General features: G+C 71.7%; 6 protein-coding genes. All 6 read left to right on the top strand.

The window, feature by feature from the left end:
• The first annotated feature begins 4 nt into the window (after positions 1–4).
• The 6 genes from OG787_RS02255 (at position 5) to OG787_RS02280 (ending at position 20,606) form a co-directional block, all read left to right on the top strand.
• Complete coding sequence (locus tag OG787_RS02255; protein WP_405534125.1) at positions 5–6,883, top strand: SDR family NAD(P)-dependent oxidoreductase; 6,879 nt, start codon at positions 5–7, stop codon at positions 6,881–6,883.
• A gap of 86 nt (positions 6,884–6,969) precedes the next feature.
• Positions 6,970–14,700, top strand: a complete 7,731-nt coding sequence (locus OG787_RS02260) for a beta-ketoacyl synthase N-terminal-like domain-containing protein (RefSeq protein WP_405534126.1) — start codon at positions 6,970–6,972, stop codon at positions 14,698–14,700.
• A gap of 26 nt (positions 14,701–14,726) precedes the next feature.
• A complete protein-coding gene (locus tag OG787_RS02265) occupies positions 14,727–16,343 on the top strand; it encodes a PfaD family polyunsaturated fatty acid/polyketide biosynthesis protein (RefSeq protein WP_405534127.1) in 1,617 nt (538 codons plus the stop codon).
• A complete protein-coding gene (locus OG787_RS02270) occupies positions 16,340–18,076 on the top strand; it encodes an acyl-CoA dehydrogenase family protein (RefSeq protein ID WP_405534128.1) in 1,737 nt (578 codons plus the stop codon). The genes OG787_RS02265 and OG787_RS02270 overlap by 4 nt, the downstream gene beginning before the upstream one ends.
• A 16-nt stretch (positions 18,077–18,092) precedes the next feature.
• Positions 18,093–19,883 (top strand): acyl-CoA dehydrogenase family protein, encoded by a 1,791-nt coding sequence (locus tag OG787_RS02275; protein WP_405534129.1) that lies wholly within the window; start codon positions 18,093–18,095, stop codon positions 19,881–19,883.
• A 12-nt stretch (positions 19,884–19,895) separates the two neighbouring features.
• Positions 19,896–20,606, top strand: coding sequence for a 4'-phosphopantetheinyl transferase family protein (locus OG787_RS02280; protein ID WP_405534130.1), 711 nt, complete (start codon positions 19,896–19,898; stop codon positions 20,604–20,606).
• The last annotated feature ends 30 nt before the right edge of the window (positions 20,607–20,636 follow it).

Genomic DNA, 20,636 nt, shown 5'->3' on the forward strand with positions numbered 1-20,636 from the left:
TCCCGTGAACGCTTCGCATCCTTCCGAACTCGACCGCCGGCTGGCCCGGGACCCCATCGCGATCGTCGGGCTGTCCGCGCTGTACCCCAAGTCGCGTGATCTGCGCGCCTTCTGGGACAACGTGGTCTCCGCCGCCGACTGCATCGAGGACGTGCCCGAGACCCACTGGAGTGTGGCCGAGCACTACGACGCCGACCCGTCCGCGCCCGACAGGACGTACTCGAAGCGGGGCGGCTTCATCCCGGCCGTCCCGTTCAACCCGCTGGAGTTCGGGCTGCCGCCCAACACCCTCGAAGTCACCGACGTCCTCCAGCTGTTGAGTCTGGTCGTGGCCCGCGATCTGCTCCGGGACGCGGGCTCCGACCAGCGGTGGTACGACGCCTCGCGGACCGGGGTGGTGCTCGGGGTGACCGGCGCCAACCAGCTCACTCAGCCGCTGTCGGCCCGGCTCCAGACCCCGGTCCTCAAGGAGGTCGTGCGCAGTTGCGGGCTCTCGGACCGGGACGCCGACGAGATCGCGGAGAAGTTCAAGCTGGCGTTCGCACCCTGGGAGGAGAACTCCTTCCCCGGCATGCTGGGCAACGTCGTCGCCGGACGGATCGCCAACCGCCTCGACCTGGGCGGCACCAACATGACGATCGACGCGGCCTGCGCCAGTTCACTGGGCGCGGTGAAGGCCGCGGTCAGCGAACTGCTGGAGCGGCGCTCGGACATGATGCTGGTGGGCGGCTGCGACGCCGAGAACACCATCTTCATGTACCTGTGCTTCAGCAAGACGCCCGCGTTCTCCAAGGCCGGCCGCATCCGCCCGTTCGACGAGAGCGCGGACGGCACCCTCATCGGCGAGGGCATCGGCATGCTGGCGCTGCGCCGGCTCTCGGACGCGGAGCGGGACGGCAACCGGATCTACGCGGTGATCCGGGGCATCGGTTCGTCGAGCGACGGCCGGTTCAAGTCCATCTACGCCCCGCGCAAGGAGGGCCAGATGGCCGCCCTGCGCCGCGCGTACGAGGACGCGGACTGCTCCCCCGCCTCGGTCGAGCTGTTCGAGGCGCACGGCACGGGTACGGCGGTCGGCGAGGCGACCGAGCTGTCGGCGCTGTCGGCGGTGGTGTCGGAGCACACGGAGGAGCGGCAGTTCGCGGCGGTCGGCAGTGTGAAGTCGCAGATCGGCCACACCAAGGCGGCGGCCGGCGCGGCCGGCATGATCAAGCTGGCGCTGGCCCTGCACCACAAGCTGCTGCCGCCCACCATCAACGTGGACACCCCGAACCCGGCGCTCGACTGGCCCGAGAGCCCCTTCTACGTCGGCACGCAGACCCGTCCGTGGATCCGTGACCCGCGCAGGGCGCAACGCCGGGCGGGAGTCTCCTCGTTCGGGTTCGGCGGCACCAACTTCCATCTGGTGCTGGAGGAGCACGGCGACGGGGACGACCTGCGGGTGATGTTCCCTGTGAGCCGGATACATGTATGGCATGAACCTGACATGAAAGCGCTGGTACGGGCCCTGGAGGGAGCGGCGCGGCCAAAGCCGACCCCGCCCCCGGCGAACCATCCACGGCTCGCCCTGGTGGCCCGCACCGGGGAGGAACTCGCCGAGCTGCGCGCCCTCGCCGTGACCGAACTGCGGGCCAGGGGCGAGGCCGACTCCTGGACGCACCCCAGGGGTATCTACTTCCGCCGGTCCGCCGCCCCCACCGGGAAGGTGGCCGCGCTGTTCGCGGGGCAGGGCAGCCAGTACGTCGCCCCCGGCCGGACCGCAGTCCTGGCGCTGCCCCCACTGCGGGCGGCCTTCGACCAGGCCAACGCGGCCTTCGGGGACCACGAACTCCCCTTGTCCCGGGTCGCGTTCCCGCCGCCCGCCTTCGACGAGGCGACGCGTACGGCCCAGGAGGGCGCGCTGCGCCGCACGGAGTACGCCCAGCCCGCCATCGGTGCGCTGGCCGCCGGCCACTTCCGCTATCTGGCCGAACTGGGCTTCGACGCCGACGGGTTCCTCGGCCACAGCTTCGGTGAGCTGGCGGCGCTGTGGGCGGCCGGCTCGATCGACGACGACACGTATTTCACCCTGGCCCGGGCGCGGGGCGCCGCGATGGCACCGCCCGCCGAGCCCGGCTTCGACCCCGGGGCGATGGCCGCGGTGACCGCCTCCGCCGGACAGGTGGAGCAACTCCTCGCCGCACACCCCGGGTTGACCGTCTGCAACCGCAACGCGCCGGACCAGGTGGTGGTCGGCGGTGCGACCGACGCCGTGGAGCGGCTGGTGGAGGCGGCGAGCGCGGCCGGCGTGCGGGCTCTGCGGCTGCCGGTGTCGGCGGCCTTCCACACACCGTTCGTCGCCCACGCGGTCGACGCCTTCGGCAGTTCTGTCGCCGACGCACACATCCTCGAACCGCGCCGCCCGGTCTTCGCCAACTCCCCCGGGGCCGCCTACGGTTCGGACCTCGAAGCCAACAGACGCACTCTGGTGGACCAGTTGGTGAAGCCGGTGCAGTTCGCCGACCGGGTCGAGGAGATGTACGCGGCGGGCTTCCGTACGTTCGTCGAGTTCGGCCCCAAGGGTGTGCTGACCCAGCTGGTGCACCGCGTCCTCGGCGAGCGCGAGCACTTCGCGGTCCAGCTCGACCCGGGCAGCGGCGGGGACGCCGACACGGCGTTGAAGCGGGCCGTCGCCCAACTCGCCGTACTCGGAATGCCGTTGGCCACGACCGACCGCTATGTCTCCGAGCCCGAGACCGTCGAGCCGGTGAAGGGCATGACGGTACCGCTCAACGGCATCAACCATGTGCCGCAGGCCCGCAAGGACGCGTACCGGGAGGCGCTGGAGAACGGCTACCGGGTGACGGGCGTGGGCCGGGACGGTGGTGGGGCCGGGGTCGTGGACACCCGCCGGGAGGCCGCGCCGGTGCCAAGTGCCGTGGTCGCGCGGGTTCCCGCGCCGCCGCTCTCCTCACCCGTGACCTCGCCCCTGCCCGCCTCGACCGCGGTAGCCGTACGACCCGTCGCCCAGCCGTCGGCGCCCGCCGCGCCGCCCGTTCCCGCCGCCCACATCCTGGAGAGCGAGCCCGTGGAAGAACACGACCGGACAACCGCCCCGGGCACCGACCGGCTCTCCGGACTGATCGCCGACCATCTGGCCCTGCACGACGACTATCTCCAGGGCCAACTGAACAGCGCCCAGCGCCTGATGGGCATCCTGGAGCGGGCCGACGAGCAGGGCAGAGTCGATGCGGTGATCCCCGGAGTGGCCACCGTGAAGGAACACGGACTGGCCATCGGGCGCACGCATCTGCGGGCCAACGAGATCCTGCGGGACCTGGCCGCCATGGAGATCGGCACGCTGACGCCGACTGCTCCGGCGGTGCCGGCGGCCCCCGTGGCTCCGGCCGCGGTCGCGGCGCCGGTCGTTCCTGCCCCTGTTTCCCTCCCTGTTTCCCTCCCTGCGCCTACGCCTGTCGAGGCACCGGTTGCTTCCGAGCCTCCCTCGACCGACGTCACCGCGGACGACGTACAGGCGGCGCTTCTCGACGTGGTGTCGCAGAAGACCGGCTACCCGGCCGAGATGCTCGACCTCAGCATGGACGTGGAGGCTGACTTGGGCATCGACTCCATCAAACGCGTCGAAATCATGGGCGTCCTCCAGGAACGCTTCCCGAGCCCCACCCCCGTCGGACCCGAACAACTCGCGGAACTCCGCACGCTGAACGAGATCGTCGGCTTCGTGCTCAGTCTCGGTGGTTCGAGCAGCCTCGCTCCTCAGGTCCAGGACGGAGTCCAGGTTGCCGAGGCGATCGGCGCGCAGGACGTGGCGGACGTGCTGCTCGGGGTCGTGTCGGACAAGACGGGGTACCCGGCGGAGACGCTGGACCTGGACATGGACGTCGAGGCCGACCTGGGCATCGACTCCATCAAACGCGTCGAAATCATGGGCGTCCTCCAGGAACGCTTCCCGAGCCCCACCCCCGTCGGACCCGAACAACTCGCGGAACTGCGGACGTTGAACGAGATCGTCGGCTTCATGCTCAGTCTCAACGGTGGTTCCAGCGCCTCGGCCTCAACCCCCGCCGCATCCAAAGCTCCTGTCGTCGACGGTGACGCCGTACGCGGTGCCCTTCTCGACGTGGTGTCGCAGAAGACCGGCTACCCGGCCGAGATGCTCGACCTCGGCATGGACGTCGAGGCGGATCTCGGCATCGACTCCATCAAACGCGTCGAAATCATGGGCGTCCTCCAGGAGCAGTTTCCGAGCCCGACCCCAGTCGGACCCGAACAGCTCGCGGAACTGCGGACGTTGGGCGACATCGTGGGCTTCGTCGCCGGGCTGTCCGGCGCGCCGACCGGCACGGGCGCTTCCCCGTCCCCTGCCGTGGAGCCGCCGGTCCCGCACTCGGTCCCGCAGCCTGTTCCCGAGGTTGCGCCCGTCACCGCGCCGGGCGCGCTCGGCCGTGGACAGGCGTCCCTCGCCGAGTTGCCGACGCCGGACCGGCTCGTCGACGCCTATCCGCTGGGTGCCGCCGCCGTGGTCGTCGACGACGGCAGTGCGGTCGCCGAGGCCTCGGCCGCGCGGCTCGTCTCGACGGGGTGGCGGGTGCGGGTGCTGCGGCTGCCCGGCGTCGCCCAGCGGATCACTGGGGCGACGGATCTGCCCCTGTCCGGCTGGGGAGCGAGTGAACTCGCCGCCCGGTTCGAGGAGTTGGGCGACGAGCGGGTGCACCTCGTGCTCGGGTTCGCCGCGGCCGACCAGCTGCCCTGGGCCGAGGGCGTACGCAGGCTGGCGCACTCCCTCCTCATCGCCAAGCATGCGGTGGGCCCGCTGACCAAGGCCGCCGCAAGCGGTCACCGGGCCGCGTTCGTCACCGTCACCCGGCTCGACGGAACCTTCGGGCTGGGCGGGGTGGACGAGGACGCGGTGCCCGCCGGCGGTGTCGGCGGTCTGGTCAAGACGCTGGCCGTCGAGGCACCCGAGCTGTTCTGCCGGGCCGTCGATCTCGCCCCCACCCTGGGCTCGGCGGAGGCGGCGGAACTGGTCCTGGAGGAGGTGTACGACGCGGGCGCCGGCCCGGTCCAGGTCGGCCGCGACGGGACGCGCCGGGTCGGCCTCACCCTCGACCTCACCCCCGGCGCGGGGGTACGCCCGACCGCGTCGGCCCCCGCCCTCGGCCCCGACGACCTGCTCGTCGTGACCGGCGGCGGGCGCGGGATCACCGCCCGCTGCACGGTGGCCCTGGCCGCCGCGCACCGGCCCGGCCTGCTGCTGCTCGGCCGGACGGCGCTCGGCGAGGAACCCGAGTGGGCGCGCGGGCTGGCCGATGCCGCCGCGCTGAAGGCCGCAGCCGTGGACCAGTTGAAGCGGGCGGGCGAGAAGCCGACGCCGAAGCGGGTCGAGCAGCTGTACCAGGCCGTGGTGGGTGAGCGTGAGGTCCGTTCGACGCTCGCGGAGATCCGGGCGGCGGGCAGCGAGGTCGAGTACGTGGCCGTGGACATCGGCGACGCCGTCGCGACCGCCGCCGCGCTGGCCCCGTACAAGGAGCGGATCACGGGTCTCGTCCACGGGGCCGGTGTGCTCGCGGACCAGCTGATCGCCGCGAAGAAGGCGGCGGAGATCGACCGGGTCTTCTCGGTCAAGCTGGGCGGGCTGCGCTCGGTGGTGGCCGCGCTGCCCGCCGAGAGGTTGCGGCACGTGGTGCTGTTCTCCTCGGTCGCCGGGTTCTTCGGCAACCGGGGACAGTCGGACTACGCGATGGCCAACGAGGTGCTCAACGCCTGGGCCGCCGCCTTCCGGCGCAGCCACCCGGAGGCCCGTGTGACCGCCCTCAACTGGGGTGCCTGGGACAGCGGCATGGTGTCGCCGCAGATCAAGGCGGTGTTCCAGGAGCGGGGCATCGCACTGATCCCGGTGGGGACCGGGACGCTGATGTTCACCGAGCAGTTCGCCCCGGAGCGAGCCGGCGATGTGGTCACGGTGCTCGGACCGACCACGCCTCTGTCGGCGCGCGAGCGCACCGCGCCCACCTCGACGGCCGTACTGGAACGGGATCTCACGGACCTGGTCGCCGATCCGCTCGTCGCGGACCATGTCATCGGGGACGTGCCGGTGCTGCCGGCCGCCGCCGCCCTCGGCTGGGCGGCCGGTGCGGTGGAGCGGTTGACCGGCGGCACGGTCGCGCAGGTGCGGGACTTCGCGGTCCACAAGGGCGTGGTCTTCGACGGTGGCGGCAGCGGTGGGGGCGCTGGCGTCGGCGGGCCCTTCCAGCTCTCCGTAGATCCGACGCCCGACGGCGCCGAGGCCGACGTCACGATCCGCTCGACCGACGCCGACGGCACCGTACGGCCGCACTACGCGGCCCGGGTGACCCTGGGCGACGCCGGTGCCGAGGTGCCGGGGCGGGTGGCCGGGCTGCCCGCGCTGGGCGGCGGCAGTGACGCGCAGGTGTTCTACGCCGACGGCACGCTCTTCCACGGGGCGTCGCTGCGCGGGCTGCGGCGGGTGCTGGCGTCGGGCGCGGACCGGTTGGTCCTGGAGTGCGCGTTGGTCGAACACCGGTCGGCGGGCGGTGCGTTCGGGACGGTCCGGTACGCGCCCGGTACCGCCGATCTGCTGCTCCAGGCCGCGCTGGTGTGGATGCGGCGGCACCGGGACACGGCGAGTCTGCCGATGGGGGTGGCACGGGTCGATCTGTACGAGGCGCTGCCGGACGGGGAGCCGTTCGTCGTGGTGGTGGAGCCTGACCCGGCCTCTGTGAACGGGAACGGGAGCGGGAATCGTACGTCCGCTGCGCTCACAGTGACGGCGTGCGCTCCCGATGGCCGGGTGTTGACTCGGTTCACAGGAGTTTCCCTTGTGTCCACCCCGCAGCTGGCCGCCAAGTTCGCGAGCCGCTGAGCCGACGACCGGACCGGTGGTCACCCCGGCGGAGGGCCTCTGCGGCCTTCCGCCGGGCCCCCGGATCTCTGGAGGGAACAGCCTCAATGAGCAGCAGCAAGTTCGCGATCGTCGGAATCTCCTGCCTCTTCCCCGGGGCGGACACTCCCGGCGCGTTCTGGGACAACCTCCGCGCGGGTGTCGACAGCCGTACGGAGGGCGGGCCGGAGGTCTTCGGCGCCACCGCCGACGGCGACGGCGACGGTATGAAGGGAGCCCCGGGCACGAGGGATCCCGATCACTCCATCACCTGTGTCCGGGGCGGCTTCGTCACCGGCTTCGAGTTCGATCCCACCGGTTTCCTGCTCCGCCCCGAGGATCTCGCCGGGCTCGACCGGGTCTTCCACTGGTCGCTGCACGTGGCCCGCGAGGCGCTGCGGGACAGCGGTCACGACGACCGCCCGGAGCTGCTGGCCCGCACAGGTCTGGTGGTCGGCGACTACTCCTTCCCCACCCCGGCCTCGGCCCGCATCAGCCTGCCCCTCGTCCACGAAGCCGTCCTGGAGGGCCTGCGCCGATCCGGCCACCCGGCACCGGCACCGGGCCCGCTGCTCGACCCGGCCACCGTGTCCCCGGCCGACGCCCGGGTGAGCGGCGCCCCCGCCCGACTGGCAGCCACCGCACTGGGCCTCGGCGGCCCCCGCTACGCCCTGGACGCCGCGTGCTCCTCGGCCCTCTACGCGCTGAAGCTGGCCTGCGACCATCTCGCCGCCGGCCAGGCGGACCTGGTGTTGGCGGGCGGGGTCTGCGCCCCCGACCCCACCCTCATCCACCTCTCCTTCTCCGACCTGCACGCCTATCCCCAGAACGGCGTCAGCCAGCCCTTCGACGCCCGCTCCACCGGCATCCTCACCGGCCAGGGCGCCGGCATGGTCGCCGTACGCAGGCTCGCGGACGCCGTCGCGGACGGCGACCGGATCTACGCGGTGATCGACGGCATCGGCCTGTCGAACGACGGCGCCGGCCGCCATCTCCTCGTACCGAATCCGACGGGACAGCTCGGCTCGTACGAACTCGCCTACGCCCAGGCCGGTTTCGGGCCCGAGCAGGTGGACTACCTGGAGTGCCACGCCACCGGGACGCCCGTGGGCGACGGTACGGAGGCGGAGTCGGTCGCAGCCTGGTTCGGCACCCGGGGCACGATCCCGCCGCTCGGTTCGGTGAAGGGCAACCTCGGCCATCTCCTGACCGTGGCAGGGCTGAGCAGCCTCCTCAAGGTGATCCTGTCGATGGCGCACGGGCATCTCCCGCCGACGATCGGCATCGACCAACCGCTCACCACCCCGGGCACGGGCGAGGTGCCCGTCGTACGGGCGGGCCGCGACTGGCCCGACAGAGGGCCGGGGCCGCGCCGGGCGGCGGTCTCCGCCTTCGGGTTCGGCGGCACGAACGCCCATGTCGTCCTCTCTGAACGGCCGGACAGCGCAGAGGCCGGGGTCACAGAGCCCGTGGTACCCCCCGCCCTCGAAGTCATAGGCCTCGGAGCGCACTTCGGCACCCTCACGGACGTGACCGCCTTCGAACGCGCCCTGCACGACGGCACCGACGCCTTCCGCCCGCTGCCCGAACACCGCTGGCGCGGCCTGGAGGACACGTCCGGCGGCACGCTGGAGCGGGCGGGCCTGAACCGGGCGGCGCTCCCCGAAGGCGGCTTCGTGGACCGGATCGACGTCGATCCGGCCGACCATCGCATCCCCCCGGCCGACCTGCGCAACTACAACCTCCAGCACGCCCTGATGTCGAAGGTCGCCGACGAGGCGCTGCGCGACGCGGGGTACGACCGAACGGTACCGGCGGGCCGCAGGGCGCCCGAGCCGCGCCGGATCGCGGTGGTCGTGGCCATGGAGATCGAACCAAGTGCCCATCTGCACCTGGCCCGTTACGGGCTCGGCGACTTCCTCCGCCGCGCATACACCGACGCCGGCCTGAAGTTGACGGAAACTCAGCTCACCGCACTCGCCACGGTGGCGCGAGAAGGCGTCCACGAGCCGATCGTCGCCAACGAGGTCCTGAGCTACATCGGCAACATCATGGCCAGCCGTATCTCCTCCCTGTGGAATCTCACCGGCCCGTCCTTCACCGTCTCGTCGGACGGCGCAGGCACCGCCGAGGCACTCCAGATCGCCCAACTCCTGTTGCTGGACGAGAGCGTTGAGGCGGTGCTGGTGGGTGCGGTGGATCTCGCGGGCTCGCCCGAGAACCTGCTGCTGCGGGGCGAGAAGCCTGCGTCCAGGGCGGGGTTGAGCTTCGGGGAGGGGCAGCGGGGCCGACGGATCGGCGAGGGCGCGGGGGCTGTTGTCGTCAGGCGTCCCGAGGCGGGGGTGGGTGTGGGTCCCCTCGCGGGTGCGGGCGCAGGCGCAGGCGCAGGCGAGGGTTCGGCTACGGACGCCAGCCGAGGCGCGGGTCCGGACGCGGACGCGAACCAGGGTGCGGGGCCGGCTGCGGGTCCGGGTCCTGGTGCCGGTGGGGCTGCGGGATTCGATTCGGATCCGGGAACCGACCGAGGAGCGGCTGCCGGTGCGGATACGACCCCAGGTGCGGGGCTGGCTCCGGGTCCGGGTGCCGGTGGGGCTGCGGGTCGGGGTGTGGACCCTGCGGCGGAGCCGGGAGCCGACCGAGGCGCGGCTCCGGATCGGGAAGCGGGTCCGAGTGCGGATGCGAACCCCGATGCCGGGGCGGCTGCGGGTCCGGGTGCTGGTGCCGATGGGGCTGCGGGTCGCGGTACGGGTCCAGGTGCGCGGCGCGTATACGCACGGATCGAGTCCGTTGCCGTGCGGCATGCCGCGCCCGTCGGCGGGGTCCTGCCGGAGGCCGATGCGGGTGTGCTCGCCGAGGCTGCCGGGCAGGCGCTGGCCGGTGCCGGGATCGGCCCGGCCGATGTCGGCTATGTCGAGGCCCATGCGGGTGGCACCGCCGGGCAGGACTTCGCCGAACTGGCGGCGCTGGCCCAGGTGTATCCGGCGGGCTCCGGCACGGTGGCGCTGGGCAGCGCCAAGGCGCAGCTCGGTGACACGCAGACCGCCGCCGCGATGGCGGGCCTGCTGCGTGCCGTGCTCTGCCTGCACCACGCCTATGTTCCCGGCGCGCCCGGCTGGCGCAGGCCCGCTCCGGAACTCGCCGAAGACTTCGCCGCCTCGGCGTTCCATGTGCCGGACGCGTCCCGGCCCTGGCTGCGGACCGCGCAGGGGGTACGGCGGTACGCGGCCGTCAGTGCCATCGGCTCGGACGGCGCGCATGCGCATGTCGTCCTGTCCGCCGACCGCACCCGGGGCGAGGCCGCCCGCAGCGACTGGCGCAGGGCCGGCGGCCCGGTGCTGCTGCCGCTCGGCGCAGCCGACCTCGACGGGCTGCTCGCCGAGGTGGACCGGCATCTGGGGCTGTTGGCCGAGGGCGCCGATCCCTACCGACTGGGCCGGGCCGCCGCCGAACGCCTCCCGGGCAGCGCGCTGCGTGTCGTCCTGGTCGGCCGGGACGCCGAACAGCTGCGCACGCAGCTGGAGTTGGCGGCGCGTGACCTACCGGGCGCGGCTGCGAAGGGCGAGGAGTGGACGACCCCGGCAGGAAGTTGCTTCGCGCCGCGGCCGATCGGCCCGGAGGGGAAGGTCGCCCTGGTCTATCCGGGCGCGTTCAACTCGTACCCGGGTCTGGGCCAGGACTTCTTCCGTGCCTTCCCTTCCCTGCTCGACGCCTTCGAGGCCGAAGCCACCGCCCCGGACCGGCTCTTCCGCGCGGCCCAGCTCTATCCGCGTACCCAAGTCACCCCTGACCGACGGGACTTGATGGCGCTGGAGAGCAGGCTCGGCGAGGACATCCCGTTCATGCTCGCCACCGGGACCACCTTCGCGATCCTCTACACCGACCTGGTGCGCGAGCTGCTCGGCGTGCGGGCGCACGGCGCGTTCGGGTACAGCCTGGGCGAGAGCAGCATGCTGTTCGCCACCGGGGGCTGGCAGCGCTCGGCGCGCCGGGACGACCGGATCAGCGCCACTCCCCTGTTCCGCGACCGGCTCTCCGGGCCCCGCCGTACCGTGCGCGAACTGTGGCGGCTGCCGGAGGACACGCCCGACGAGGCGGTGTGGGGCAGCTTCGTCCTGCTGGATTCCGCGGACCGGATCACGGCGGCGCTCTCCCGCCCCGACACGCCCTACGACAAGGTGTTCCTGACCCACGTGAACACGCCTCGCGAGGCCGTGATCGCGGGTGACCCCGCCCAATGCCGTGAGCTGGTCGAGGAGTTGGGCTGTCCGTCGGCGCGCTCCCCGGTCGGCTCCGTGATGCACTGCCCGGTCGTGGACGGGGAGTTGGCCGGCCTGGCCGAACTCAACGACCACCCGACGGGCTCCCCGGACGGCCTCGATCTGCTGAGCGCCTACGACTACGGCTCGGTGACCGCGGCCGAGTCGGAGCGGTCGGAGGTGGCCCGACGGATCGCCCAGACCCTGCGCGGCACGATCGACTTCCCGCGTCTGGTGCGCACCGCCCACGACCGTGGTTTCCGGTATTTCGTCGAGGTCGGACCGGGCGCCACCTGCACCCGCTGGGTGCACGACACCCTCGGCGACGCCGCACACGTGGCGATGCCGGTGGACCGGCGCGGTGTCCCGGCCGCCCGTTCCGTGGCCCAGCTGGCGGCCCGCCTGACCGCGCACGGCCTGCCGGTCGACCTGGCCGCACTGCTCGGCCCGGACCCGACGCCCAGCACCGTCCGACCGGCCCGGCTGCGGGTACCGGTCGGCGGCGGCGCACCCATCCCTGCGGGCATCGCGGCACGGGCGGCCGCCGCCTCGCCGATCACCAGCGCTGCCGTCCGACCCGAGCCCGCACACGCCGGTGCGGTGTCCGTACGCGGCTCAACGGAGCCCGCCATCCCGCCAGTTGACGTCAAGGACGCCCAACCCGCCCGTACGGCGGCCGTCTCGCTGGAGGTACCCGCCCCGATGCCCGCCGACCCGAGCCTCGACGACATCGAGGTCATCACCTTCGACGGCGAACCGATCGCCTTCCTGCCCTGGGCGGAATCGACCGCGCCCACTCCGGCACCGGTGCACCCGTCCGTCGTACGCGAGCGACCGACTCCGACACCGGCCCCCGTTCCGTCCGCCGAGTGGTCGTCGGGCAACCCCGCCGCCGATCTCGTACGGGAGATCCGGCAGCAGATGGTGGCCACGCACTCGGTCGTGATGGAGACACAGCGCGTCCTCCAGGAGAACACCCTGGCCCGTACGGAGGCACTGCTCGAAGGCGTCTTCACACCCACGCCGACCACAGCACCCACCACCCCACCGCCGCCGCAGGCACCCGCGCTCCCCAGCGGCCCGCCCCCGCCCGCCGCCCTCGAAGCCGCACCCCACCCCACCACTCCCCCCAAGGCCCCCGGAGTCATCTGGGACGAGAAGCAGCTCCTCGCCTTCGCCACCGGCCGGATCACGGACGTGTTCGGCCCCGAGTTCGCGGACATCGACGGCTACGCGAAGCGCGTACGGCTGCCCGCGCCCCCGTACCACTTCGTCACCCGGGTCACCGACCTCCGGGCCGAGACGGGCGTCTACGAACCGTCCTTCATCCGCACCGAGTACGACGTGCCGGAGGACGCCTGGTACGCGGTGGACGGTGGGGTGCCGCCGGCCGTGGCCATCGAGGCGGGCCAGTGCGACCTCCTCCTCATCAGCTATCTCGGCATCGACTTCCGCAACAAGGGCGAGCGGGTCTACCGGCTCCTCGACAGCACTCTCGTCTTCCACGGCGACCTGCCGCGAACCGGTCAGACCCTGCGCTACGACATCTCGATCAACCGTTTCGTCCGCCAGGGCGACACCACCCTCTTCTTCTTCAGCTACCTCTGCTACGCCGACGGCGAGCTGATCCTCGAACTCAAGGACGCCAGCGCCGGGTTCTTCACCCAGGCCGAACTCGACACGCCGCTGGGTGTGGTCGTCACCGAGCGGGACCGGAAGCGACGCGCCGCACTGACCAGGGCCTCCTTCAAACCGCTGGCCGACACCGACAAGAACCAACTCACTCCCGCCGACCTCGAGTTGCTGGCCGCCGGGAAGCCCGGTGAGGTGTTCGGACCGCACCACGCCCAGGACGCCGGCCTCAACCCGGCGCTGCGGCTGCCCGACGCCCGACTGCGCATGGTCGACGAGATCCTGATCGACCGTACGGGCGGGCCGCGCGGCCTCGGTGCGATCACCGCGCGCAAGCAACTGGAGCCGGACGCCTGGTACTTCGAGTGCCACTTCCCCGACGATCCGGTGCTGGCCGGGTCGATGGTCGCGGAGGGCGCCGTCCAGACGCTCCAGGCGTATCTGCTCCACCAGGGCATGCACCTTGTCCTGCCCGACGCCCGCTTCCAGACGATCGTCGGACTGGAGACGGAGGTACAGGTCCGCGGCCAGATCACGCCCCAGCACCGGGAGATCCGGTACGAGATCGAGGTCATGGAGCTGACGCTGCTGCCGCGCCCCTCCGTGATCGCCGACGTCCTCGTGTACCTGGGAGACAAGGCGGTGATCCGGATGCGCAACTTCGGCATCCAGATCCGCGAGAAGGACGGTACGCCTTACCGGGCCGGCCCCGGCGGCATCCCGGAGTTCCTGGGCCGACGCAACCGCGACGGCGAGCCCGCCCTGATCAACGAACTCCACCTCGCGCACGCCGCGAAGGGCGACCTCGGCACGGCGATGGGCCCCGAGTTCGACGTGTACAAGGAGAGCCGGGCTCCGTACATCCCCAACGGGGACTTCCAGTTCGTGGACCGCATCATGCAACTCACCGGCACACGAGGCGAGTTGAAACCGGGCGCGGAGATGGTCACGGAGTACGACTCACCGGCGGACGCCTGGTACTACCGCGAGAACGCGCACCCCCACCTGCCCAACTGCGTCCTGATGGAGACCTCGCTCCAGGCAGCCATCCTCAACGGCTACTACCTGGGCGCCACCCTCAAGCAGCCGGAGACCGAGTACTCGATCCGCAACCTCGACGGCAGGGCGACCTACGTCAAGGACATCGACCTGCGCGGCAAGACCATCCGGCACCACTCCACGCTCCTGATGACAAGTGCCGTGTCCGGCGCGGTACTTCAGAACTTCCGGTACGAACTCTCCGCTGACGGCGAGGTCTTCTACACCGGCGAGTCACTCTTCGGCTACTTCAGCGAGGCCGCGCTCACCAACCAGGTCGGCCTGGACAACGGCACGTACGTCGCGCCGTGGATCGAGCAGGAGAAGCCGGACGCCTCCCGCGTCCGCCGTATCGAACTCCCCGACGACGCACCCGCGTTCACCGACCCGACCGGCGGGCGGCTGCATCTTCCCGGCGGTCACTTCCACCTCGTCGACCGCGTGGACCTGGTCACGGACGGCGGCAGGCACGGCGCCGGATACCTCCACGGATACCGCCAGGTCCGCCCCGACGAGTGGTACTTCGACTGCCACTTCCACCGCGACCCGGTGATGCCCGGCTCGCTCGGCGTGGAGGCGATCCTCCAGGGGATGCGCCTGTTCGTGCTGGAGCAGGGCCTCGCCGAGGGGATCGAGAACCCCCGGTTCGGCCTGGCCGTGGACATACCCACCAGCTGGAAGTACCGGGGCCAGATCCTGCGCCACGACGGGGAGTTGAGGTTCGACGTGCACGTCAAGGAGGTCCGCCGGGACGGTGAGCGGCTCGTGGTGATCGCGGACGCCGACCTGTGGAAGCCGGGGCTGCGCATCTACGAACTCACCGACGTGGCCATCGAGGTCGGCCCCGACACCATCCGCGACCAGGCCGTCTGACCGGCTCAGAGGAGACGACCCCGACCATGCACACCCAGACCACTCCTCTGCGGTGGTACGGAGACAGCAGCCCCGGCACCGACCCGGCCGGCATCTACCAGTCCCTCGCCGACCTCGACCGGCCCACCTTCGTCGTCCGCACACCGACCGGCATAGGCGCCGTCTCCGGCGGCGGGGCGACGCCGGGAGACGGACTCCCCCTGCTGGCCGCCGCCGGCCCCCTTCCCCCACGCGCCCTCGGCTCCCCCGCGTTCCTCTCCGCGCACGGCGTCCGGTACGCCTACATGGCGGGCGCGATGGCGGGCGGCATCGCCTCCGCCGATCTGGTGATCGCCCTGGCCAGAGAGGGTTTCCTCGCCTCGTACGGGGCGGCCGGCCTGCTGCCCGAGACCATCGAGAAGGCGCTCACCCGGTTCGCCGCCGAGATCCCGGGACTGCCGTACGCCGTCAATCTGATCCACAGCCCGAGCGAGGAACGCCTGGAGCGGGAAGCGGTGGAGCTGTTCCTGCGCCACGGGGTGCGGTGCGTGGAGGCATCGGCCTTCATGAACCTCAGCCCGCACGTGGTGCGTTACCGCCTGGCAGGCCTGCGCCGGGGCCCGTCCGGCGAGGTCGTGGCCGCTCACCGCCTGATCGCCAAGATCTCCCGCCCGGAGACGGCGGAACGCTTCATGCGCCCCGCGCCGGCAGCAGTGGTGAGTGCCCTCCAAGCCCAGGGTCTGATCACCGCGGACCAGGCCGACCTGGCCAAATACGTCCCGATGGCCGACGACATCACGGTCGAGGGCGACTCGGGCGGCCACACAGACCGCCGCCCCCTCACCGCCCTCCTCCCGACGATCCTCCGCCTGCGCGACACGGTCCAGCACGACCACCGCTATCCCACCCCGATCCGGGTCGGCGCGGCGGGCGGCCTCGGCTGTCCCTCCTCGGTCGCGGCGGCGTTCACCATGGGCGCCGCCTATGTCGTCACCGGCTCGGTCAACCAGTCGTGCGTGGAGTCGGGCGCGTCGAAGCCGACGAAGGCACTGCTGGCGGACGCGGGTATCGCGGACTGTGAGATGGCGCCGGCCGCCGACATGTTCGAAATGGGCGTGGAACTCCAGGTGTTGAAGAAGGGCACGCTCTTCCCCATGCGCGCCAAGCGCCTGTACGAGCTGTACCAGACGTACGACGGCCTGGAGGCGCTGCCCGACAGCGAGCGCGCCCGGCTGGAGACGCAGATCATCCGCCGCCCGCTGGACGACGTCTGGCAGGAGTGCGTCGGTTACTTCGGCCGCCGTGACCCCGAACAACTGGCTCGCGCCGCCGAGAACCCGAAGCGGCGGATGGCGTTGGTGTTCCGCTGGTACCTCGGGATGGCGTCCCGCTGGTCGACGGTGGGCGATCCGGATCGCGTGCTCGACTACCAGGTGTGGTGCGGCCCGGCGATGGGCGCGTTCAACGACTGGGTCACCGCCAGCTATCTCAAGGCCCCGGGCAACCGCCGGGTCGCGGACGTGGCCCACCACCTCATGCGCGGCGCCGCGTTCCACACCCGCCTGGCCCACCTCCGCGTCTCCGGCGTACGGATCCCCGCGTCGGCCGCCGACTACCGCCCCGTCCCCCTGGAACCGCGGGCGGCGCTGGAAGGGACCCGATGAGTGCGTCGCCGACCGCCGAGGAGATCGAGCGCCTGCTGGGCGATCCGTACGACGCGGACAACCCGTACGGATTCGCGGCGGCCGTCCGCCGGGACGAACGGGACGCGTTCCCCGAAGAGCTGAGCGGCGCACTGCGCACGGCGGGCTTCCATCTCAACTACCTGCCGAGGGAATGGGGCGGCCGGTTCGAGTCCTTCGAGCACAGCATGGTCCTGGTCCGCACCGCCGCCCGCCGGGACCTCAACATCATGCCGGCCACGATGTTCGGCATCACCGCGGCGACCTGCCTGGCACTGCACGGCTCGCCGGAGCAGCGGAAGCATGCGGCGGAGATCCTCGCGAGGGGCGGCGCGGTGGGCTTCGCCCTGTCGGAGGCGGAGCACGGCAGCGACCTGCTCGCCAACACGGCCCGCCTCGAACCGACCTCTGACGGCTGGGAGTTGACGGGCGAGAAGTGGATGGTCGGCCTGGGCCACCGCTGCGAGGCCCTGTACCTCGTGGCGCGGACGGGCGGGCGAGGCCCGGGGGCGTTCTCGGCCGTGCTGCTCGACCTCTCCGAAGACGTGAAGCGCAGCCCGGCCGTTCCGGCCTCCGGGATGCGCGGAATCGACTTCGCCCACCTCCGCTTCGACCAACTTCCCGTCCCCGCCGAGGCGTTGGTGGGCCACGAGGGCCAGGCCCTGGAGTCCGTCATGAAGGCCCAGCAGGTGGTCCGGGTGATGAGCATGGCCGGCAGCCTCGGCTGCGCCGACACGGCCCTCCGGCTGGCCCTGGACTTCGCGACGGCCCGCCAGGTGGGCCGTACGACGGTACGCGAATCGCCGTATCCCCGACGGGAGTTGGCGATCGCGTCGGCAGCACTCCTCGCAGCGGACGTCACGGCCTTGACCGCCGCCCGGGGCATCCACGTCTTCCCGGAGGTGTTCAGCGTCTGGGGCTGCGCCGCCAAACACGTGGTCGCGGAGAACACCGACGACCTGATCCGCCGCTGCGCCACGGTCCTGGCAACCCGCGCGGTACTCCGCACGGAGGGCCCGGGCGACGGCCTGTTCCAGAAACTCCAACGAGACGCGTCCATCGTGAGAGTCGTGGACACCAGTCCCCTGGCCAACCTCCGCGCCTACGCGGCCCAACTACCGACACTGGCCCAGGGAAACCCACCCAGGGGTGCGGGGAACTGCGCGACAAGCCCCCACGGCGCAGCAACCGCCCACGAAGAGCACCACCCCATACGCAAGCTCTTCGACCTCACAGAACCCCTCCCCCCATACACCCCCGACCACCTGGACCTGACGGCCCGAGGCAACTCCCCCATAACCACAGCCCTGTTCGATCTGGCACCCCAACTCACCACCCAGTGCGACCGAACGACCGCAACCCTCATCACCCGCCTCACCACCACCCTCACCCAACTCGCCGAGGACATGACAAAGGCCGACCGGGACACCGGCCTGATAGACGCAGCCGAGCGCTTCGCGTACCTCCACGCCGCCGCCTGCGCCCTCCTCCTCTGGTGGGCCAACCCCACCCACCCCCTCTTCGGCACACCCCCAGGCGACACCCGCTGGCTCACAGCCTCCCTCGCCTACCTCCTCGCGAAAGCGGACGGCACCGACCCCCGCCGAGAGGCCCCCGCCCTGCTCCCCGCCCTGGACATCACCACGCAACTCCACACCCGCAACCAACTCTTCTGCGCGCACCCGAAACAACTGACACCAGCCACCGCCCGCTGACCGTTGGAGACACCCCGTGCCGAAGTCGGACCTCACGGAACTGGCCGGTCGGCTGGAACGCCACCTGGGCGATCCGCACGACCCCACCAGCCGTATGCCGTACACCCGCGTCCTCGAATACGACGAACGCGAGGACTATCCCTACGAGTTCGTGAACCTTCTCCAGCGCTGGGGCGCGCTGGACCACTCGCTCCCCCGCGCCCAGGGCGGCAAGGCGGGCGACGTGGAGATCGGCTTCAACCTGATGCGGCTGATCGCCCGCCGGGACCCGACGACCGCGACCGCGTTCATCATCACCAGCCTCAGTTTCATGCCGGCCTGGGTGGCGGGCACCGACGCCCAGAAGCGGGCGATGGTGGACGCCGTCCAGCGCGGCACCCGCTACGCCTGGGGCCTGTCCGAGCGCCGGCACGGCAGTGATCTGCTCGCCAACGAGATGACCGCCGAGAAGACGGCCGGCGGCTATCTCCTCACCGGGGAGAAGTGGCTGATCGGCAACGGCCGGGTCGCCGACGGTCTCAGCATCCACGCCCGTACCGACCCTCGAGGCGGCCCCGGCGGCTACTCCGTCTTCGTCCTCGACAAACGGCAGGCCCCCGCCGGGACCGTGGACGAGCTGCCGCGCGAGCGCATGCACGGACTGCGCGGCCTCGACATGAGCGGTTTCCGCCTCGACCGGGTCTTCGTGCCGGACTCCGCGTTGATCGGCCGCGAAGGGCAGGGCCTGGAGATCGCGCTGAAAACCTCCCAGACAGCTCGCGCTCTCATCAGCGGTATCGCTCTCTCCGCCGTGGACACGGGGCTGCGTGTCACGCTCGACTTCACCGAGCAACGGACGGTCTTCGGCCGCACGGTCACCGATGTCCCGTACTCCCGCCGCCAGTTGGTGGAGTGCTTCGCGGATCTGATGGTCGCCGACGCGGTCAGCCTGGGCGCGGTGCGGGCCCTCCAGGTCGTACCCGAGCAGACCAGCGTGTGGTCGTCCGTCGTCAAGTACTTCGTGCCGACCCTCCTGGAGCGCACCTTCGCCCAGCTCAATGTCGTCCTCGGCGCGCGCTTCTATCTGCGCGACCATCCGCACTACGCGATCCACCAGAAGATGCTGCGTGATCTGCCGGTCGCCAACTTCGCCGACGGCAACACCGTCGTGAACCTCAAGAACATCGCGCTCCAGCTCGACGGACTCCTCACCACGGCCGCCACAGCCGACCGGGCGCTGCGCGAAGAGGCCGCCGAGCGCGCGGCTGTCCTCTTCGGCATCGACCGCGAGCTGCCGCTGTACCGGCCCTGGGACCAGGAGTTGTACAGCCGGGGCCGCGACGACGCCCTCCTCGCCGCTCCCGCCGCACTCGTACGGCTGCGCCGACTGTCCGAGGAGGCCAAGCCCGACGAACGGGACTGGCTGACCCGGGCGGCGGACACGGCGGAGCAACTCCTCGCCGGGGCCGACTCGTTGAGGGAGCGGGTCAAGTCCCTCAAGGCGTCACTCGGCCGCGAGTACGGCCAGTCCGCCGAACTCTTCGACCTGGCCAAGGAGTACTGCCTCCTGCACGCTGCCGCCGCCTGCCTGCACACCCACGTCCACTCCGCCGCCGCACTGGACGCCCCACTGCCCAGCGGCGCACTGCTTCTCCTCCAACTGGAGCGCGTAGGACGGCACTTGCGCCCTCACGAAGCCGTGACCGACGCCGCCGTGGTCGACGACGTGATGCGGGTGCTGCGCCAACTGCACCGGGGGAACCGGTTGTTCTCGTACTGGGAGTTCCCGCTCGCCGAGCGCGGCGACCTGCCCGCCGCCGGACTCTGACCGGCGGGCCCGATGCCGAACCCCGACCGCCACCTGTGGCTGCTGCCCGACTCGGCCGCCGAGTCGTTCATCGCGCGCACGGGCGGTCCGGCCCTGCTCGGCCCGGCCGAGCGCGAACGATGCGAACGCGTCATCGCACCGCCGGAGCAACAGCGCCGACTGGCCGCCCGACTGCTGGCGCGCCACGCACTCAGCGCCCGCACGGGACGACCCCTCAACTTCTGGCGTTTCCGCACCACTTCGGACGGCAGACCGGAACCCGAGCCGTCCACGGACCACCGGCTGCGCTTCAACCTCTCCCACACCGACGGCCTGACCGCCTGCGTGGTCACCGACGCCGGCCGGGCCTGCGGGGTGGACGCCGAACGCTCCCCGGCACGCGCCGACGCGGTCGCACATCTGCCCCGCTTCTTCGCCGACCGGGAACGCACCGAGCTGACCACCGTCCCGGACACCGAACGCCCCGGCCACATCGCCGCCTACTGGGTGCTCAAGGAGGCGTACCTCAAGGCGCTCGGCACCGGCCTGCTCCGGGACCTGTCCACGATCACCTTCACCGGCCTGACCGGCGGACGCATCCGCCTCTACGACACCGGTGAACCCCAACCGACGGGCGAGCACTGGCAGTTCGACCTGATCCACACGAGCCCCGGCCATGTGGTCGCCGTGGCCGTCGAGGCCGGCGCCCCGGGCGGACTGATCACCACCACCCTCACCGACTGACCGACTCACCGACCGCCCGACCCCAAGGAG

Source organism: Streptomyces sp. NBC_00075, assembly GCF_045041225.1.
In the GTDB taxonomy this organism is placed as follows: domain Bacteria; phylum Actinomycetota; class Actinomycetes; order Streptomycetales; family Streptomycetaceae; genus Streptomyces; species Streptomyces adonidis.

Excerpts from the sequence above, each read along its gene's own strand:
- OG787_RS02260 (WP_405534126.1), top strand. The coding sequence starts at position 6,970 with ATGAGCAGCAGCAAGTTCGCGATCGTCGGAATCTCCTGCCTCTTCCCC.
- OG787_RS02265 (WP_405534127.1), top strand. The coding sequence starts at position 14,727 with ATGCACACCCAGACCACTCCTCTGCGGTGGTACGGAGACAGCAGCCCC.
- OG787_RS02270 (WP_405534128.1), top strand. The coding sequence starts at position 16,340 with ATGAGTGCGTCGCCGACCGCCGAGGAGATCGAGCGCCTGCTGGGCGAT.
- OG787_RS02280 (WP_405534130.1), top strand. The coding sequence starts at position 19,896 with ATGCCGAACCCCGACCGCCACCTGTGGCTGCTGCCCGACTCGGCCGCC.